This window comes from Winogradskyella litoriviva (assembly GCF_013249065.1).
Taxonomy (GTDB): domain Bacteria; phylum Bacteroidota; class Bacteroidia; order Flavobacteriales; family Flavobacteriaceae; genus Winogradskyella; species Winogradskyella litoriviva.
The window spans coordinates 325,722-341,309 of the sequence record NZ_JABRWQ010000002.1 but is presented as its reverse complement, the minus strand read 5'-3'; the positions used below and the strand labels follow the sequence as shown (position 1 = coordinate 341,309).

At 31.3% G+C, this 15,588-nt stretch carries 15 protein-coding genes; all 15 read left to right on the top strand.

Features of this window, described 5'->3' with window-relative positions:
* Positions 1-77: 77 nt before the first annotated feature.
* Entirely contained in the window at positions 78-1,886 is a 1,809-nt protein-coding gene (locus HNV10_RS05470) for a hypothetical protein (RefSeq protein ID WP_173300316.1), read from the top strand.
* Between the two features lie 112 nt (positions 1,887-1,998).
* Positions 1,999-3,384, top strand: a complete 1,386-nt coding sequence (gene mnmE / locus HNV10_RS05465; RefSeq protein WP_173300315.1) for a tRNA uridine-5-carboxymethylaminomethyl(34) synthesis GTPase MnmE — start codon at positions 1,999-2,001, stop codon at positions 3,382-3,384.
* Between the two features lie 120 nt (positions 3,385-3,504).
* On the top strand, positions 3,505-3,957 hold the full coding sequence (locus tag HNV10_RS05460) for a helix-turn-helix domain-containing protein (protein ID WP_241695463.1): 453 nt from the start codon (positions 3,505-3,507) through the stop codon (positions 3,955-3,957).
* A gap of 6 nt (positions 3,958-3,963) precedes the next feature.
* On the top strand, positions 3,964-5,058 hold the full coding sequence (locus HNV10_RS05455) for a site-specific integrase (protein WP_092468840.1): 1,095 nt from the start codon (positions 3,964-3,966) through the stop codon (positions 5,056-5,058).
* Positions 5,058-6,005 carry a DUF6617 family protein gene (locus HNV10_RS05450; protein WP_092468842.1) on the top strand — a complete coding sequence of 316 codons (948 nt, stop codon included), beginning with the start codon at positions 5,058-5,060 and terminating at the stop codon, positions 6,003-6,005. The genes HNV10_RS05455 and HNV10_RS05450 overlap by 1 nt, the downstream gene beginning before the upstream one ends.
* 156 nt (positions 6,006-6,161) lie before the next feature.
* A complete protein-coding gene (locus tag HNV10_RS05445; RefSeq protein ID WP_092468844.1) occupies positions 6,162-6,464 on the top strand; it encodes a helix-turn-helix domain-containing protein in 303 nt (100 codons plus the stop codon).
* Positions 6,465-6,484: 20 nt separating this feature from the next.
* On the top strand, positions 6,485-6,757 hold the full coding sequence (locus HNV10_RS05440; protein WP_241695462.1) for a helix-turn-helix domain-containing protein: 273 nt from the start codon (positions 6,485-6,487) through the stop codon (positions 6,755-6,757).
* Positions 6,744-7,652 carry a BT4734/BF3469 family protein gene (locus tag HNV10_RS05435; RefSeq protein ID WP_092468848.1) on the top strand — a complete coding sequence of 303 codons (909 nt, stop codon included), beginning with the start codon at positions 6,744-6,746 and terminating at the stop codon, positions 7,650-7,652. The genes HNV10_RS05440 and HNV10_RS05435 overlap by 14 nt, the downstream gene beginning before the upstream one ends.
* Complete coding sequence (locus HNV10_RS05430) at positions 7,649-9,385, top strand: DUF3987 domain-containing protein (protein WP_092468850.1); 1,737 nt, start codon at positions 7,649-7,651, stop codon at positions 9,383-9,385. The genes HNV10_RS05435 and HNV10_RS05430 overlap by 4 nt, the downstream gene beginning before the upstream one ends.
* Positions 9,386-9,517: 132 nt before the next feature.
* Positions 9,518-9,850: a helix-turn-helix domain-containing protein gene (locus HNV10_RS05425; RefSeq protein WP_139181074.1), complete on the top strand. Its 333-nt coding sequence runs from the start codon at positions 9,518-9,520 to the stop codon at positions 9,848-9,850.
* Between the two features lie 3 nt (positions 9,851-9,853).
* On the top strand, positions 9,854-11,104 hold the full coding sequence (locus HNV10_RS05420; RefSeq protein ID WP_054724083.1) for an ApeA N-terminal domain 1-containing protein: 1,251 nt from the start codon (positions 9,854-9,856) through the stop codon (positions 11,102-11,104).
* 22 nt (positions 11,105-11,126) lie between these two features.
* Positions 11,127-13,238, top strand: coding sequence for a Piwi domain-containing protein (locus tag HNV10_RS05415; protein ID WP_054724085.1), 2,112 nt, complete (start codon positions 11,127-11,129; stop codon positions 13,236-13,238).
* Positions 13,239-13,247: 9 nt separating this feature from the next.
* The gene (locus tag HNV10_RS05410) at positions 13,248-13,982 is read left to right on the top strand and encodes a hypothetical protein (protein WP_054724086.1); all 735 of its coding nucleotides are present in this window, start codon (positions 13,248-13,250) and stop codon (positions 13,980-13,982) included.
* A gap of 3 nt (positions 13,983-13,985) precedes the next feature.
* Entirely contained in the window at positions 13,986-15,089 is a 1,104-nt protein-coding gene (locus HNV10_RS05405; protein ID WP_173300314.1) for a DUF4238 domain-containing protein, read from the top strand.
* A gap of 68 nt (positions 15,090-15,157) precedes the next feature.
* Entirely contained in the window at positions 15,158-15,553 is a 396-nt protein-coding gene (locus tag HNV10_RS05400; RefSeq protein ID WP_236778447.1) for a hypothetical protein, read from the top strand.
* Positions 15,554-15,588: the final 35 nt, after the last annotated feature.

Here is a 15,588-nt window from a genome sequence, read left to right as displayed (position 1 = left end):
AAGTTATGATATTTGTCATGTTTTTACGGATTTTCTAAAGTCATCTTTGTAGCTTGATTAATTCTAAAAAAGAAAAGATGGCTACATCAAAACCACTACATAAATTCCATATTCCTGTGATGGGATTAGCTTATACGATAGACAGTCCGATTAGAGTAGCTCAATATGGTATTTCGTCCGTAATTTCTATTATTGATGATGAGTTAGTTGAAAAAATGAATGCGTTTTACAGTAAAAAATTCGACTTACCGTATAAAGAAATTTCAAAAAAAGCACACGATTATCGTGCTGAGCGTATTACATCGTATTTAAATTTAGTAGATACGGTAGTAAAGGATAAATTCACAAAATTTAAAACTGAATTAACAGAAAGTAAAGTGGCTTTAGAGCATTTTATGGCAACCTTACCAAATAGTTCAGATTTTAAAGCAGGACTTTCTCATTTAATGCAAGAAGGTGCAGCACTTAAAGACAGTGTAAAACATTATTTAGAATCCCATTTAAAACCTGGTGAAATAGATGTTAACATAATGACTAAAGTGGATAAAGATAATTTTAATAAATCGGAACAATTGCCAACGGAGTTTAATGATGCACATGCTTCACTTAGAGGATTTGCAAATAGTAATTTAAGTTCTTCTGTGGTACTGTCTGCTGGTATGAATCCGAGATTATATAGTTATTTTGAAAAATTTAAAGACTTCTTTCCCGATGAAAATGGTCAATTAAAAAAGAAAATAATTTTAAAAGTAAGTGATTACCGATCAGCCATAATTCAAGGAAAGTTTTTAGCGAAAAAAGGACTTTGGGTATCAGAATATAGAATAGAGTCTGGTTTAAATTGTGGCGGACATGCATTTGCGACAGAAGGTTTTTTATTAGGTCCGATTTTAGAAGAATTTAAAACCAAGAAAAATGAACTAATACAAGATACGCACCATGTTTTAAAAAAAGGTTTAGAATTAAAAGAATTAGAAGTTCCTTCCGAACCATTAGAATTAAAAATTACAGTACAAGGCGGTGTTGGTACCTCAGAAGAACAAGCCTTTTTGTTAGAAAATTACAAAGTAGATTCTGTTGGTTGGGGAACACCATTTTTATTGGTGCCTGAAGCCACTTCGGTAGACCAAGAAACAAGAAATTTGTTAGCAAAAGCTAAAGAAAAAGATTTATATCTCAGTGGTATTTCCCCATTAGGTGTGCCATTTAATACCATTAAGGGAACCACAAATGCGTATTATAAACAACAACGTATAGACAATAATAAAGCAGGTAGTTCTTGTCCTAAAAGACTTTTAGCTTTGAGTAAAGCTTTTGGAGCAGAAGGTATTTGTACGGCTTCTAAAAAATACCAAGATATTAAGTTGCAAGAATTAGAAGAAAAAAAAGACTCTTTAACTTCTAAGATTTATAATAATGCAAAAGCTAAAATAACTGAGAAAGCTTGTCTTTGCGTTGGTTTAGCAAATGCATCGTATTTAGAAAATGATATTGACATAAAAGGGCAGGAGCAAGGCGTTGTAATATGTCCTGGTCCTAATTTGGCTTATTTTGACAAAGAAGTATCGCTTTTTGAAATGATAAAGCACATTAACGGAACGAGTTCAGTATTGCCTTCTTATAATCGTCCAAATATGTTTGTAAAGGAATTAAAAATGTATGTTGATTATTTGAAGAATGAAATACAAACCATGTCTGATGAGCTTACATTAAAACAAGTAAAAAAATGGAATGCTTTTAAGAGCAATCTTTTTAATGGTATTGCCTATTATCAAGACTTGTTTATGTCGTTTACTACAGAGGATTATAAAAACATATACAAAGAATTTCAGTATTACAAAACTGAATTAGATGCTGTGATTATTCCTGAATATGTAAAAGTTTAATTTTTTTTTAATGCTTCCTGTTTTTAACAAGCTCGTAAAATCCTAAAATAGGAAGCATTTACCTCTTGGCAATCATATATTTTACAATACTTTTGTAGCAAATAATTGTAAAATGCATAACGATACTATTGTTGCCTTAGCAACACCATCTGGAAGTGGTGCCATTGCCGTTATACGATTGTCTGGCAAAGATGCCATAACAATTGCGTCAAAATGTTTTAAGTCTGTTACTAATAAAGACCTAACAAAGCAACCAACGCATACCATACATTTAGGTCATATTATAGAGAATAATAGAACTATAGATGAGGTTTTAGTATCCGTATTTAAAGACCCAAATTCTTATACTGGAGAGAATGTAATAGAAATATCTTGCCATGGCTCTTCTTATATTCAACAAGAAATAATACAGTTGTTTTTACGGCAAGGTTGCAGAATGGCAACAGCAGGAGAATTTACCTTGCGCGCTTTTTTAAATGGGAAGTTAGATTTAAGTCAGGCAGAAGCGGTTGCAGATTTAATATCTAGTGATAATGAAGCATCGCATCAAATAGCTATGCAACAAATGCGTGGCGGTTTTTCTTCAGAGATAGCAAAGCTTCGTGAAGAATTGTTGAATTTTGCCTCGTTAATTGAGCTAGAATTAGACTTTGCAGAAGAAGACGTTGAATTTGCTGACAGAACACAATTTAAGCAACTGATAGAACGTATCACTTTTGTATTAAAGCGTTTAATAGATTCGTTTGCGGTAGGTAATGTGATAAAAAACGGAATTCCTGTTGCCATTGTTGGTGAGCCTAATGTTGGGAAATCTACATTACTTAATGCGTTGTTAAATGAAGATAGAGCTATTGTTTCTGAAATTGCCGGAACCACTAGAGATACTATTGAGGACGAAATCTCCATAGGAGGTATCGGTTTTCGATTTATTGATACTGCCGGAATACGAGAAACCAAAGATGTTGTAGAAAGCATAGGTATTAAAAAGACCTTTGAAAAGATAGAGCAATCTCAAGTTGTAATTTATTTATTTGATGCTAAGCAAAGCATTAATAATCTCGAAGCTGTAAGAATTGAGATTGCTAAAATTAGAAATAAGCATCCTCAAAAGCCATTATTGGTAATAGCAAATAAAATAGATGCATTAACAGATATACAATTAGCTGAAATCAATACAACAATTGCAGGCGTACTGCTGTTATCTGCTAAAACAGGTTTTGGTGTAGAGCAATTAACTAATTCATTGCTGAACCTTATCAATACAGGAGCCTTGCGTAATAATGAAACTATAATTACAAATTCTCGTCATTATGATGCTTTATTAAAGGCATTTGAAGAAATCCAAAAAGTACAACATGGTTTAGAAACAGGATTATCGGGTGATTTGTTGGCTATTGATATTAGGCAAGCTTTGTATCACTTTGGAGAAATTACAGGAGAAATTACTAATGATGATTTATTAGGAAATATTTTTGCTAATTTCTGTATTGGGAAGTAATTAAGCTTCTTTTTATTGGTTTTTACTTGTTTTTCAATGGTTTACATATTCTTTTTTGTTGCCTAATTGCCCTTTTTTAACTATATTTGTTTCATATATGTTGCCCAACATACGGATTTGTTGCCCAAATCTGTTGGCAAAAATAAAGGCGAAATGATGCACCATAACGCACCACGTTGCACCATTACGCTACATAAAGCACCATTTATGAGCAGTAATTTATACATCCCGAAAACTTGTAAGCATTGCGGAAATGCTTTTACAGCACGTACAACAGTAACTAAATACTGTGGTAATTCTTGCGCTAAAAAAGCCTATAAGGCCAGAAAGCGTAAAGAAAAAATTCAATCAACTCTTAATGCAGATATGAAGCAAAAGAATGAAGTGATTGAGGTTCAAAATACAAATGCTGTAAACAATAAAGATTTTTTAAGCGTTACAGAGGCTTCTCAATTAATTGGTGTTAGTAGATGGACCATTCAAAGAATGATTCAACAAGGACGTTTAAAAGCTGTTCCTTTCGGAAGAAAACGTATTGTAGCCAGATGGCAAATAGAAAACCTTTTTAATTAGCATCCTATGAAAGTAACATTAAGACAACGCAAGAAGAATGACAAAATAAGTTTGTATTTAGATTACTATCATAAAGGCAAACGTAAAACCGAATATTTGCGTTTATACCTTACACCTAACCCTAAAACTAAAACCGAAAGAGAGGTTAACAAGAAAACCAAACAATTAGCGGAAACTATTTGCGCTCAACGACAGATTGAAATTCAAAACGGTATTTATGGATTCCAAGATATTGAGAAATTAAAAGGGAGTTTTATTACTTATGTAACAGCATTAGCAGAGAAAAAGAATACAAGCTCTGGTAACTATGGTAATTGGAACAGTATGTTAAAACATCTAAAAACTTTTTGTCCAACAGACGTAAGTTTTCAAGATATTGATAAGGATTTTGTAGAACGGTTTAAAGAGTATTTAGATAAGGATGCTATGGCAAGAGCAGGTAAAAAATTATCTCAAAACTCTAAATATTCCTATTATGGAAAATTTAATGCAGCATTAAAACAAGCTGTTAAAGATGGTATTTTAAGAATAAACCCAGCAAATGGTGTTGAGTATTTTAAACAAGGTGAACCTCAACGAGAGTTTTTAACTTTGGATGAATTACAAATAGCAGTTAACACAGAATGTGAGTTACCACTTTTAAAAAGTGCTTTTATATTTTCTGCGCTTACCGGTTTACGTTGGTCAGATATTGAAAAACTGATTTGGTCAGAAATTCAACATTCTAAAGAAATGGGCTATTATATTCGTTTCAGACAAAAGAAAACAAAAGGAGTTGAAACTTTACCTATTTCAGACCAAGCGGCAGAACTGTTAGGAGATAAAGGTAAACCTGAAGAAAAAGTTTTTCAAGGTTTACATTATAGTGCTTGGTCAAATTTAAAGTTGCAACAATGGATGCTTAAAGCAGGAATAACAAAAAATATCACGTTCCATTGTGCGCGTCATACCTATGCAACTTTACAATTAACTTTAGGAACAGATATTTATACAGTTTCAAAGTTGTTGGGTCATAAGGAATTGAGAACTACACAGATTTATGCCAAAGTAATTGATGATAAAAAGAAAGAAGCTGCTAACCGTATTCAACTGGATTTATAATGAAAGGAAGTATGTTTTCAAGTTTAGTTTATATAACCAATGGCCTACATAGAGATAATAGAAAGGAAAAGGATTTTAAGCACTTATTGTCTGATTTCAAATTGAATCCAAAAGCTAATAATGCGGTTTTTAAAGTAAACTTTAAAAAGCCTTTAAATGCTAAAAAAGAATACTACCAAAAGCTGATATTTAATGAAACAGAAAAGACAGTAGTATCATTTGTAAAGGAATTTCCTGAAAATGCTACAGTTCCAGAAAATAAATACAGTTTTACTATTCTGCTTAACAAGTTTGATAAGTACTTAAATGACATCGCAAATTATATAAATAATAGAGCGATAACAGCAGATTTTAATATTGACGACAATTATATCATCAACTACTTAAAAGTATCTGTAATCCGATTATATGCTGAACTGCAAGAACAATATGGTCAGTTTTCAGAAGATTCAAAATTCACAATTTTAGAAATAGCTGAAAAATATTTTAATGACACAACGTTTGATATTAATCAGATAGAAAAAGCGAACACAAAAAAAACAGTTACTAAAAAAGAACCGAGAGTTACAGCAAAACCAAAAACCTCTTTCGGTTATAAAAGCAAAGACACCTCAACCTTATTAACTGTACTAAAGCAATTAAACCTAAAAATTGATTTGTTAGATAATCGTTCAACTGTTGAGCAATTTCAAGAACTATTATTATCTAAAGATTTTACAGTAGTAGATTTTCAAATTTATCTTCAATGCGAAACCACACAGTTTAGTTACGTGGTAAAAAAGCTAAAACCATTTTTTAATAGTTTCAATCCTACTTCAATTGAACGCTCTGGTAAATTTAGAACTAAAACAGATACACCTTTAAGAGCAAATAATCTTCACAAAAACAAAGTTCACAACCCAAAAGAAAAGGAAGAAATAGATAAAATCATCCAACAACTGCAATAAAAAACAGTAAGAATAGTAAGAAACCTTACTGTTGTCTTACCCTTGCTTTACACTCTTACTAAAATAGGAAAGCCAATTTTAAACCTTTGTCCTGTTCTTGAAAACCAAGAATGACATTTGGCCAGATGTCCTCATTTATTTAAAACAAAATAAACGATGGACACAAATATCATCGAAAAGTTAGACCGCATTGAAAAACTCTTATTAGAGCAACAAACAATGCAAAAGCAAGTATTGAACTTCAATGAAACTTGCAAGTATTTAGAACTATCACAATCGCACTTGTATAAACTTACAAGTACGGGAGCCATTCCACATTATAAACCGAATGGAAAAAAAATCTATTTCCAACGTCAGGAGTTAGACCAATGGTTACTACGTAACCGTATGGATTCCCAAGATGAAATCGAACAGCAAGCTGCCGATTACCTAATCAAAAAAGGAAAGGTAAAGTTATGACTGAAATAATCGATTTACTCTTGGCACTCTCACAAGAGATTAAGGACATAAAAGCACGTATCGAATTAATAAGAGCAACGAGAGCAGAGTGCTTAAAAGATACGTGGATTGACAATCAGGACGTATTGCAAACGCTACATATTAGCCAACGCACACTACAAACATTCCGTTCAAATGGTACGCTTCCATATAGCAAGATACAAGGTAAATTTTATTACAAGGTATCTGATATAGAGGAACTATTACAGAGCAATTATTATAACCCAAATTTCAAATGCGATGGTAATAAGTAGAGAAAATATCTTGAAGAAAACGCATTACGGTTTAAATATCTATGCGTATGTATTAAGACAGTATTATTCTGAAACAACAGTCCTTTCCTTAAAAGGAAGGGACTGCGGGGTAACCCGTAACCCTTTTAACGGTGGTAAATCAACATTACAAATTAATGTTGTTGAAAATAAAGCAATACATTATGATACAGAACTAACCGATTTTAAAGGTGATGTTTTTGATTTTGCATCCTATCATTTTAAACTCGTAGATGATGAAGAATTATTACTTAAAATCAACACTGAATTACATCTAAATCTTGAAGTTAAAAAAGAAAATGAATTGTCTTGGTTAGATGATCCCGATGATACTTGGTATGCTTACAGCAGTTTTTATAAAGCACCAATTAGAAATGTATTTCCAAATCAAAAAGTAAGATTACATCAAATATTTGAGCGTATTACAAGCGATAAGTATAAAAGTATCACAGAACAATTCAGAGCGATTAAAGACCCAAAAGAAGCACGAAAATTTAAAGCAAATCATTTTGATTATGTAACATTTTCAGGTGTGTTTTCTAAACGAAATGATGATAGTTTAATTGAGCATTCATCATTACTGACAATCGATTTTGACCATTTAGAAAATCTTGAAGAACTAAAACAACAATTATTAAACGATGAATATTTCGAAACCGAATTGCTGTTTACATCACCTTCAGGAGAAGGCTTAAAATGGATAATTAGAATCGATTTATCCAAAGTGTCACACAATGAATATTTTATTGCGGTGGCCAATTATATAAAACATACATATAACATAGAGGTTGACCAATCAGGTAAAGACATTTCCAGAGCGTGTTTTTTATCCCACGATCCATTGGCATTCCTACATAAAAGACATCAAAAGTTATGACAAAAATATTTAACCCAAAAGATTGGTTAACTGTTCCAGAGCCAAAAGAAGTAACTAAAAAACCAATCAACAACAACTCTACGATGGTTGTTGTAAATGATATTGAAACATATATCAACGCATTAGGACAATCAGGTATCGATATTACAGATACTTATGATAAATGGCGTGATATTGGTTTTGCTATTTCAGAAGAATACGGAGAAGCTGGACGTGATTACTACCATAGAATAAGTAAAAATTATTCTGGCTACGACCATAAAGAATGCGACGAACAGTATAATAAATGCTTACAGGCAAAAGGACACGGTATAAGCATAGCAACATTATACCACCATTTACATCAAGTTGGTATTAAACCACAACAGCAACAACAAGTTGTTGAAGTGTTGCAACAGTCAGAAGAAGTAAAACAGCCACTGCCAACAATACCAACAACAGTTTACAGCAATATTCCGACATTTTTACAACAAGTAACACAGCCATCAAGCAGTAATGAAGAACGTGATATTTTATTGTTGGGTGCATTAACAGCGTTTAGTGCTTGTTTTCCAAAATTGTTTGGTGTGTACGACCAACGCAAGGTATTTAGTAACTTGTATTTATTTGTTACAGCACCAGCTTCAGCAGGAAAAGGAAGATTAAACCAAATTAAAAATTTGGTAAATCCTGTTCACAAACAACAACGTGAACAATCCAAAATCCTAAAACAACAACATCAAGTTGAAATGGCAACTTATAATATGAATAAGGGTAAAAGTGAAACAATGGAAAAACCAAATAAACCACCTGAAAGGATGTTGTTTATTCCTGCCAACAATAGCGTTACGGGTGTTTATCAATTAATATCTGACAATGAAGGTAGAGGGTTAATTTTTGAAACTGAAGGTGATACTTTAGCACAAGCCTTTAAAAGTGATTACGGTAATTATTCCGATGGTTTTCGTAAAGCATTCCACCACGAAACCATTAGTTATTATCGAAGAACAGATAGAGAATATGTAGATATTGAAAGACCTTGTTTGTCAACAGTATTGTCAGGTACACCAAAGCAAATTCAAGCATTGGTTCCAAATGCTGAAAATGGGTTGTTTAGTCGTTTTATGTTTTATTATATGAATATCAAACCAACTTGGAAAAACGTTTTTCAAACAGGCACAGCAAATGGTTTAGATGAATACTATGACCAATTAGGAAAAGATTTTTTTGAGCTATACAAAACCTTAAAAAACAATCCAGCTATTGAAGTAAGGCTAACAACAGAGCAACAACAAAAATTCAATGTGTTTTTTGAAAAGTTACAAACCAAATATCTCAACTTACAACCAGATGATTATATCGCAACAGTAAGGCGTTTAGGCTTAATTGCATTTAGAATTATAATGTTATTTTCTGTATTTCGAATTATGGAAGATGGTGATGTCAACCAAGTGAGGTATTGTGAAGATGTAGATTTTGAAAACACATTGGAAATGATTAGCGTGTTAGTAAAGCATAGTAGTAAGGTTTTTAACGATTTACCTATGGAACAAAAGCAAGTAAAACGAGCCAATCGAAAAGAACGTTTTTTAGATGCGTTACCTCATCAATTTTCAAGACAAGATTATCTAAATATAGCCGACAAAAACAAAATACCCCACAAAACAGCAGAAGGCTATATTACCAAATTTGTTGATGCAGGTTTAATACATCGAGAAGCACACAACAATTATACAAATCCTGCAAAAACATAATTCAGGATTTTGAGGATTTAAGGATAAAATTGATAGGACTTCCTTAAATCCTTAACTTCCTCATTCCCTTGTTAATAACTGTTAATATCTTTTTCTTACTTCTTTCTTTCCTTTTCTTAAATTAGACAAAATTTGACAAGTCTAAATAATTCTATTATGGAGTTTGGAGAGTATATACGTTCATTGCGTGAAAAGCACAATTTACTATTAAGAGAAATGGCTGCAAACCTAAATATGGATGTTGCCTATTTAAGCAAAATAGAACGTGGAAATCGTATAGCAAGACGCGAACAAGTAGTCGCTTTTGCTAAAACATTAAAAGAAGACGAGAATGAATTAATTAAGCTATGGATGTCGGAACAAATTGTACTAATGCTAAAAAATGAAAAAGAGCGTACGGAAATCCTCAAAATAGCTGAAGAAAAAATTAGTAAGATTGTTAAAAAGGGTAAGAATTTAAAGTGATTTATGTTTAAAGAGAATAAATATTATGGAGAGGTATGGTTCAAATCTGCAGAGGATGATAAATGCTTTTGTGTATTAGAGTTAATTAATGATGAAGTACACATAACGACCAATTTATCAGAAAGATTACCTGCCTATCAAATAGAGTTAATTTATGGAGTTTTTACAGGTTTAGGCTATTTAACTTTTGTAAACTGCAAGATTAAAAACAGTAGCAATGGAATAGTAGAGACTAAAACTTATAAACCTAAATATACTTTTGCTTGTGCATATCATTTAATTGAACCTGTAGGTTTGAGAATTAATGAATTTCAAATTGACAATTTAGCAATTGTGAGTTGGGTTAGAAAAATGCATTGGTATAATTCTTTAGAAGACAAACTTGAAAAAGAGGATGACGTAATTCATAATACGAATATTGCTAAAGACTTATCTATAAAAATTACAAAATCAACATCATATACTTCTAACCACGATTTTTTTAGAATGGACAATGTTGGATATGTTGATTTTAAATCAGAAAAAAGTTTGAGTATTCTTGAGAGTATAGATTTATATAATTCATTTCAAAAATTATTTCATTTTTTATACGGTAAGTCTGTACAATTTAAGGCTTTTAATTTCAAATGTTTAAGTTGTGGTAACTGGGCTTCGTTATATTATAAGGATGATTTCAACAAGGAAAACATATCTGGTTTTATCGCGCTTGACTATGATACTATTAAAGATGATTTATCTAATATAATTAAGCATTGGTATAACAATGAAGGTATAGGTTATTGTGCTGATATTATCATCGAAAATTTACTCTCGGTTAAAACAAGTCATAGTAGACGATTTACAAATTCTTATTCAGCTTTTGAGGCTTATAGTTTGAAATTTGGAAACAAGATGAAGAACTCATCTTTTGCCAAAGATTTATTAGAACAAAAGCAATTATTAGCCGATATAACTAATATACCTAAAGATGAGATTAAAATTTATGTATCAAAAATTGTACGTCATCGAGATTATTTAATACATCGTACTAAAACAAAAAACAATATTTTCACACAATTTGAATTATTGTATATATCGTTTCTCTTGGATTATATAGTTGGTATTGGTCTAATGAAACAAATGGATGCTTCCGAAAAAATTATTGAAAAGATTATAGGTAGAGCCAAATCTACATATCAAGATATGCAGTCTGTAAATAAATTATTAAATAAAGATTTATTAGAAAGTACTAATCAAAAAGCACCAAATATGTAAAACCCAAAACACCTCATTACTTATGCAAGAACACTTAAAAACCAACATACTTAACTTTAAATGGCCTAATAGTGCGCCTACCATTTATTTAACTTTAGAAGATATTGAAGGTAGTCATCCTATACATAAATCTAAATTTTCAAGGCAGATTAAAGAGGTGTTTCCAGATGCAGACTTATCTAACAAAGACCAAATATTTACAACATTTACAACGGAAATACCAGATGCACCAAGCATTAAGTTAAATTTAGTAGATGGTAGAGAATTAAGAATATATAAGCAATTCCTTAAACACCAATTAAGAAGCTATTTTAAAGCAAAAGACTATGTAGTTGTAAAAAACTTTGTAGGTGATGTACAGGTTTGGATGCCTTCTCTTAAAGGCAATACAGAGCATTATAATTTATATTATAAGTTTTCATTTAAAATACAATTTGCAAAATTAACCGACTTACCAGAACTTATTGTATCGTACGATGGCACATCAAAAGTCCTTACAACGTCTGTTAAGGATATTGAGGATTCAGAGTTAATAAAACGTTGCGTATATGGACAAACTATCTTCAATTATCAAATGAACCTCGATACAGAGGAAAAAGAAGATTATTTCAATGCTATTGAGTTTGATAAAGCATTCCCAATTTTTAGTTTACCATTAGCCAGAGCATTAGAGATACCTATTGAAGAACCAATTAGACCAGCTAATAAATACCAAAAGTATGTAGCACTTATTAATAATTTTGCAACCAATTATTTGTTTGCAGAAGATTTTAAAGCCATTTTCCCGTTTAAAAACGATGCATTTATTGATGTGCCTCTCAACCGTATTAATCACATTGACCCACAAGTAGGATTATTAGAGTTTGGTAAAGACCAATATGGTAACAAGAAAACCCATTTAGTGCCTAAATTGGCAATGAATAACCTTAACCCATACAAACGACCAAACAACCAAAATATTAAGTTTTTCTTTGTGTACCATACCTCGCATAAAGAAGCAATTAAAACATTTTACAACAACCTTAAAACTGGTGTTACGGCAGATAAAAAATATTTTAAAGGGATTGAGGCTTATGTAAACATTAAGGCTTCAACTTCTAAAGAGCATTTTATAGAGTTTACCAACGAAAGCGACCCAATTCCAGAAATTACAGAAAAGTTAGAAAACCTTTCATTCGACCACGATACTGTACGTTATGCAGCGTTTTATTTAAGTCCTTTCGATAAGTTTACACCAAATCCTGAAGACCGAGAAATATATATTCAAATCAAAGAACTCTTTCTAAATGAAGGCATTGTTACACAGGTTGTAGATTATGAAAAAATGGTGGTCAATATCGAGAATCAATACAACTTCCAATTCTCATTACAAAATATGGCATTGGCAATTCACGCCAAATTAGGTGGCGCACCTTGGAAACTTGCAGTAACCGATAAAAAAGAATTAGTAATAGGTGTTGGTGCATTTACCAATCAAGGCGAAAACAGACGTTATATAGCAAGTGCCTTTAGTTTTCAAAACAATGGCTTGTTTAGAAAGTTCGAGTATTTTGACCAAAGCGAAACAGACCTGTTAGCAGGTAGTATATGTAAAGCCATAAGAGATTTTACATCTGTTGCAGAAGCTGATAAAGTAGTCATTCACTTCTATAAAGAAATGAGCTACGAGGAACTAAAACCTATTATAAGAGGGATGCATACATTAGGGTTAAAAATTCCTCTCTACATTCTAAATATCAATAAAACAGAAGCAGAAGATATTATTGCTTACGACCTCAATTGGAATAAAAAGTTAATGCCAGTAAGTGGTACATACATACGTATAAGCGAAAACCAATTTTTGCTGTTTAACAATGCACGTTACCCTAATTCTCAAAGGTATGCAGATACAGATGGCTATCCATTTCCAATAAAAATTAAAATAAGCAGTCCAGATGAAGATGCTTTTGAAGATGCAGACGTCGTGTTAGAATTATTAACACAAGTATATCAGTTTAGCAGATTGTATTGGAAATCACTACGACAACAGAATGTCCCAATCACTATAAAATATCCAGAAATGGTAGCACAAATAGCGCCACGATTTAATAATGGTGTTCCAGATGATGCCAAAGATGCTTTATGGTTTTTATAAAAGAATGATATGTCAAGATTAAGAAGAAAAGAAACACTTGCATCTATAATGGGTTTTGGTTTTATCCATTTTGAGTTCCATTTAATTGAAGATTATATGAATCATATGGAAACTCATTTTGAAAGAGAATTAAAAAATATAGAGGTTGAGTATGATAATTTTCAAAAATCCAAAGAGGTTGATAAATCAGAATATTCAGAGGAATATTTAGACCACATACAGGATTCCTTTATTGACAATGTTTTTATGTTTAATGATGTTTACATCAAAAATTATAGAAACGCTCAAATCATACAACTGTATTCTTTTTTTGAAGATGTTTTAAAACGTGGTTGTGATAGGTTCGCATCGTATAAACAAACAGACTACAGAGTAGATGACTTAAAGGGTAATAATGATATTGATAAGGTAAAGAAGTTCTTAAAGCAGTCAGCTAAAGTTGATTTTTCGATACTCAATCCTGAATGGAGTTTTATCGATAATTTTAGACAAGTACGTAATTTAGTTGTTCATCATAAGGGTATAATTAAAAACAACGATACCGTCAATAATAGTGATAAAAAGTTCAATAACATTAAGAGTTTTAGCAAAGGTAAGTTTACTTTAAAACAGTATGTCTCTTCACAAAATAGATTTGAAATAGTACTTGATAATCCAAAATTCTTTAAAGAGATAGTAAATAACATTGAAAGTCTATTAGATAAAATAGGCAGTAAAGAAATGCCTTTAAACGAAGTAAAATAGAGTATGTCAAACCCAATAAAACAACATTATATTCCACGTTCATATTTAAAGAACTTTGGAATTGAAGGTAGAAAAAGAAATTATTTTGTTGATGTTTATAAAACTGATGATGATATTCTTTTAGAACAGATTAGTACTAAAGATATTTGTTTTGAGAAAAACATATATACTATTCCAGCAGAATCTGATGAGATTAAATATGCATTAGAAAAACATTACGCTGAAAATGTAGATAGTGAATTTCAAAAGGTCTATTCTCTGCTTATTGATGAAAAAACTTTAACGGTAACCCAAGAACAAAAAATACAGATACTCTACGTTTGTCTCTCGCTATATTTTAGAACACCAAGAATTTTAAATCTTCAACGGAGTATGAATAATCAAATTTTTGATAGAGCAGCTCATACAGCAGATGAAGAAGGATTGATAAAAATGAACTTATATAGTGAAAAAATAAAGTTTCACATTGATGATATTGAAGCTGTAAAAAAAGAACATAACGAACGTTCAAGAACGGTTTTTTTAGTAAACCATTTAGAACAATGGGGGAATTTTGTAAAATATAAATATGACTGTACTATTAATGTTATTAAAATTAATGATGCGAATGCACCTCTCATAACTTGCGATAATCCTGTATCCATCAGGCATTTTGAAACAAATCGTTTTCAAGGGTTATATGACCCAAGAGCAGTAATAACTTTACCATTAGACCGCTCACATTATTTAGAAATTCATCCCAATGACTATGCAGATGGCCAAACAAGAATTAATCGTCTTACACAAGATAGAGACTATGTATTCACTACAAATGGAGTAACCCAACAGAATGCAGAAAAACTATTAATTGGTTATAAAGGAGATATTGATAAACATTTCGATATTCAAAGTCATTATGAAAAACCAGAAAATGGTGAGGAATTTGTCAAAAAAGCTAAATACAGAGCGGAACAAGCTCTAATTCTATTTGAGATTTTAAAGAAAAAAGGATTTGTTTCCAATGAATTTATTGGTAAGCTAAAAGAGTTATTAGAACACCCTTATTGTAAGGATGACATACAAATGCTGAAGTATAAAAAAGTACTTTCTAAAATGGGTAAGTGGTAGTATAATACTTTTGCAACATCATTTGCAACACCATTGCATTAAATAATTTATATATTTGTCTAAATTATATGAAAATATTTTTTTCCATATCAATGTCTATTTTATTCTTTTTTCAAGGGATAAGCATAGATATGGACTTTTGTGGTCCAATTAAAGAAATTTCAAGTGTTATTACCCATTATCAAGAACATAAAGTCTATGGCGACTCTTTCCTTGAATATGTAGTTGAAGATTACATTGACAATGATACAAAAAATGAAGGGCATCATCATAACCCAGATAAGGAGAATACACCTTTCCATTCCCATAATCAATGTTGTCACCCTTTGGTATTAATTATTGCGAACAACAATTTGGCTTTAACCAATCGACTAAAATTTGAAGAGAAAAAACAGTATAATTTACATAAAGTAAACTTCACTTCCAGATATTTGGAATCACTTTTCCAGCCACCAAGGGCATAATTCAGTTTTTTTAAAGGATAACTATATCCAATTTT